This is a genomic window from uncultured Lutibacter sp. (assembly GCF_937891065.1).
GTDB lineage: Bacteria > Bacteroidota > Bacteroidia > Flavobacteriales > Flavobacteriaceae > Lutibacter.
The window spans coordinates 1-4,234 of the sequence record NZ_CALAEQ010000156.1; the positions used below are offsets into that span (position 1 = coordinate 1).

At 27.4% G+C, this 4,234-nt stretch carries 6 protein-coding genes; all 6 read left to right on the forward strand.

Annotated elements, in window-relative coordinates; all coding sequences use genetic code 11:
* On the forward strand, positions 1 to 938 hold a 938-nt coding region (locus Q0352_RS08550), incomplete at its 5' end, for an FAD-dependent oxidoreductase (RefSeq protein WP_299526652.1).
* Entirely contained in the window at positions 922 to 1,761 is an 840-nt protein-coding gene (locus Q0352_RS08555; protein ID WP_299526654.1) for a phytoene/squalene synthase family protein, read from the forward strand. The genes Q0352_RS08550 and Q0352_RS08555, both read left to right, overlap by 17 nt.
* A gap of 9 nt (positions 1,762 to 1,770) precedes the next feature.
* The gene (locus Q0352_RS08560) at positions 1,771 to 2,271 is read left to right on the forward strand and encodes a hypothetical protein (RefSeq protein WP_299526656.1); all 501 of its coding nucleotides are present in this window, start codon (positions 1,771 to 1,773) and stop codon (positions 2,269 to 2,271) included.
* Positions 2,271 to 2,708: a sterol desaturase family protein gene (locus tag Q0352_RS08565; RefSeq protein WP_299526658.1), complete on the forward strand. Its 438-nt coding sequence runs from the start codon at positions 2,271 to 2,273 to the stop codon at positions 2,706 to 2,708. Before Q0352_RS08560 ends, Q0352_RS08565 begins: the two co-directional genes overlap by 1 nt.
* Complete coding sequence (locus Q0352_RS08570; RefSeq protein WP_299526660.1) at positions 2,708 to 3,394, forward strand: lycopene cyclase domain-containing protein; 687 nt, start codon at positions 2,708 to 2,710, stop codon at positions 3,392 to 3,394. Before Q0352_RS08565 ends, Q0352_RS08570 begins: the two co-directional genes overlap by 1 nt.
* Positions 3,387 to 4,234 (forward strand): deoxyribodipyrimidine photo-lyase (locus tag Q0352_RS08575; protein WP_299526662.1); only part of this gene is annotated, 848 nt, incomplete at its 3' end. The genes Q0352_RS08570 and Q0352_RS08575, both read left to right, overlap by 8 nt.

Here is a 4,234-nt window from a genome sequence, read left to right on the forward strand (position 1 = left end):
TTTTAGGCGCAAAGCCTTCCAATACTCCAAGTTTTTACAGTTTTATGAATTATGCCGATTTTGGTTTAGGAACATGGCATCCAAAAGGTGGAATGTTTGAAGTGGTTAAAGGTTTTATGTCATTAGCAACCGAATTAGGTGTTACCATAAAAACCAATCAAAATGTTGAAAAAATTGTTGTTGAAAATGGCAAGGCAACAGGAGTTAAAGTTAATGGTAAATTTTTAGAAGCTGATCTTGTTATAAGTGGTGCAGATTATCATCATTCAGAAACATTGTTAGATAAAAAATTCAGAAAGTATTCTGAAAACTATTGGTCAACCAAAACTTTTGCACCATCATCATTGCTTTTTTATGTAGGTTTCAATAAAAAAATAAAAAATATTTCACATCACACCTTGTTCTTCGATACAGATTTTGATGTGCACGCAATAGATATATATGATACGCCAAAATGGCCAAAGGAGCCGCTTTTTTACGCAAGTTTCCCAAGTGTAACCGATAATAGTTTTGCCCCTATTGGTAAGGAAGCGGCTACTTTTTTAATTCCAATTGCTCCAGGAATTGAAGATACTCCTGAAATTAGAGAGCGTTATTTTGTGAAAATTATTGAACGATTAGAAAAATTAACAAATCAAAAAGTTAGTGATTCAATTCTCTTAAAGGAATCTTATTGTGTAAACGATTTTATAGCAGATTATAATTCATACAAAGGAAACGCATACGGATTGGCAAACACATTAACACAAACTGCATTTTTACGACCAAAAATAAAAAGTGATAAAGTAAAAAATTTATTTTTCACTGGGCAGCTAACGGTTCCAGGGCCTGGTGTACCGCCATCCATAATTTCGGGAAAAATTGTGTCACAAATGGTGATAAAAAATGCTACTACTAAAAATAAATCAATCAAAAAAAATTATGAAACAGCTATTTGATCAAACCGGTTTTGCATGTAGTAAATTGGTTACAAAAAAATACAGTACTTCATTTTCATTAGCAGTAAAAATGCTGGCTCCTAAAATTAGAGAAGATATTTATAGTATTTATGCTTTTGTAAGGTTGGCCGATGAAATTGTAGATTCTTTTCACGGTTATGAAAAAGAAAAATTATTGAATGAGTTTGAAAATGACTATTACAAAGCTTATGCAGCTGACATAAGTTTAAATCCTATTTTGAATAGTTTTCAGCTTACAGTTAAAAAACACAAAATTACAGACGATTTAATTCAGGCTTTTTTAACAAGTATGAAACTTGATTTAAATAAAAACGACTATGAAACAAAAGCAGAATATGATAATTATATTTATGGTTCGGCTGATGTTGTAGGTTTAATGTGTTTAAAAGTTTTTGTAAACGGAGATATAGAAAAATTTGAGCATTTAAAAAGTTATGCGATGCGTTTGGGTTCTGCTTTTCAAAAAGTAAACTTTTTAAGAGATTTAAAAGATGATTATGAAGTGTTAAATCGTTCTTATTTTCCAGGAATAGATTTAAAGAAATTGGATATTTCAGCAAAAAATAAGATTATTGATGAAATTGAAGAGGACTTTTCTGAAGCATTTAAAGGTATAAAAATGCTGCCTCTTGAAGCAAAATTCGGAGTTTATACAGCCTATATTTATTATAGAAGATTGCTTAAAAAGTTAAAAGAAACACCTTCAGAAAAAATTATGAATACAAGAATAAGAGTTTCAAATCCCATTAAAATCAGTTTGCTGGCTAAATCTTTTGTGGTGTATAAACTAAATTTATTGTAGATTTATTAAATGAAATTAGTTGTTCTTTTAATGTTTATTGCTGTTGGTAATTCAATTTCTGAAGTTGAGGAGGTTCGAAATACATTCCCTGAAATTACTTCTATAGAACAGGCAAACTACTTTATAGAACTTTTAGAGGAAAATGAAACGGTAGAAGCAAAAAGTTATACAGCGGTTATGTTTTTTATGAAATCTAAACTTGTAAAATTCCCTTTAACTAAATACAAATATTTTAAAAAAGGAAAAAAACAGTTAGATAGTTTAATAAATAACAACAAAAGCAATGTTGAAATTAGATATTTAAGGTTTTTACTTCAAAGTAAAATGCCTGAATTTTTAGGATATCACAAAAATATTGAAGATGATTATTTGCTAATTATTAATGGAATAGAATCAAGTAATTTAAAAAGTGATTTTAAAATCAAAATACTTAATAATATGTTGTTAGTTAGTAATTTAAGTGTTGAAAGATCAAAAAAAATTAAACAAAAATTAATTAAAATACACTAATGTTTATAGTTATTACAATTGTTATATTTTTACTTATGGAAGGCGTAACTTGGCTTACGCATAAATATGTAATGCACGGTTTAATGTGGTATTTTCATGAAGATCATCATCAGCCAAAATATCAAAATTGGTTTGAAAGAAACGATGTTTTTTTTGTGGTATTTGCCATACCAAGTATTTTATTGTTTTATTTCGGATTTCAAGATGGATTAAATTTTCTGTTTTTTATTGGATTAGGAATATTTTTTTACGGACTTGCTTACTTTTTGGTACACGATGTCTTAATTCATAGGCGTTTTAATTGGTTTAATAAAACCAATAATAAATATTTAATAGGACTCAGAAAAGCGCATAAAGTGCATCATAAACATTTAGGAAAAGAGGATGGCGAATGTTTTGGAATGCTGTTTGTACCTTTTAAATATTTTAAGATATAATGTATTTATATCTAGCTCTAAATATTGCCAGTTTTTCAATACCTTTTTTGTACAGTTTTGAAAAAAAAATGAATTACATCCAATATTGGAAATCAGTTTTTTTAGCAATATTTTTGGTGGCAATTCCTTTTTTAATTTGGGATATACTATTTACTCAAAACGGTGTTTGGGGATTCAATCCTCAATATCATTTAAACAAACTTATATTTGGATTGCCGATAGAAGAAATTTTATTTTTCATTTGCATACCATACGCAAGTGTTTTTACTCATTATGCAATTGGTTATTTTTTTCCAAATCTTCAGCTATCTAAAAAACTCACAAAATATTTATCTATAGTTTTGTTTTTAGTAGCAACTATTGTAATAATTTTTAATGCAGAGAAATGGTATACGTTTATAAATCTGCTTGTTTTTGTAGGTTTATTGGCTTATTCATTAATTACTAAAAACACTGTATTACAAAAATTCTACATTACTTTTTTGGTGATATTAATTCCATTTTTTATTGTAAACGGAATTTTAACAGGAAGTTTTATTCAACAGGAAGTTGTTTGGTATAACAATGCTGAAAATTTAGGAATACGTTTATTTACAATTCCTGTTGAGGATGTTTTTTATGCTTTTAATATGTTGTTTCCAACAATAGTTTTAATAGAAAAATTTAAGTTGAAATTTAATGCATAAACAAAAAGTGGCTGTTTTTTGGTTTAGACGTGATTTAAGGTTGCATGATAATTGCGGATTGTACAATGCTTTGAAATCTGGTTACAAAGTGCTTCCAGTATTTATTTTTGATGAAGACATTTTAAATGAACTACCAAAAAATGATGCGAGAGTTTCTTTTATTTATGAAACTTTAAATGTAATAAATAAAGAACTACTTAAAATAGGGAGTGCTGTTAAAATTGAAATAGGTACTGTTTTTAAAGTTTGGAAAAACCTATTGGAAAATTACACGATAAAGGAAGTCTATATAAATAAAGATTATGAGCCTTATGCAATTAAAAGAGATGAGAAATTAAAATCTTTTTTAAATGAAAAAGGTGTAGCGTTTAAATCATTTAAAGATCAGGTTATTTTTGAGGAAAATGAAATTGTGAAAAATGATGGTTTGCCATATACCGTTTATACTCCATATAAAAATAAATGGTTGCAGAGATATTACAATGGGAACATTCAAAAATTCCCTTCTGAAACATTAAAAAATAATTTTTTAAAAGCTGTATTTACATTTCCAAACTTGTCTGATATTGGTTTTGTGAAGTCTTCAATAAAAGTTAAGTCAATAAATGATTCTTGTATTTCAAATTATGTAAACACTAGAGATGTTCCTTCCATAGAAACATCTAATTTATCAGTTCACTTACGTTTTGGATTAATAAGTGTTAGAAAGTTAGTTGATTTCACAATTAAAGAAGATCCTATATTTACAAGCGAGTTAATTTGGCGTGAGTTTTTTATGCAAATTCTCTATCATTTTCCAAAAGTTGTTAATGAAAATTTTAAATCGAAATATAATTTTAT

Bases quoted from the DNA above. Each gene is read 5' to 3' on its own strand.
- Q0352_RS08555 (WP_299526654.1), top strand. From the start codon at position 922: ATGAAACAGCTATTTGATCAAACCGGTTTTGCATGTAGTAAATTGGTT.
- Q0352_RS08560 (WP_299526656.1), top strand. From the start codon at position 1,771: ATGAAATTAGTTGTTCTTTTAATGTTTATTGCTGTTGGTAATTCAATT.
- Q0352_RS08565 (WP_299526658.1), top strand. From the start codon at position 2,271: ATGTTTATAGTTATTACAATTGTTATATTTTTACTTATGGAAGGCGTA.
- Q0352_RS08570 (WP_299526660.1), top strand. From the start codon at position 2,708: ATGTATTTATATCTAGCTCTAAATATTGCCAGTTTTTCAATACCTTTT.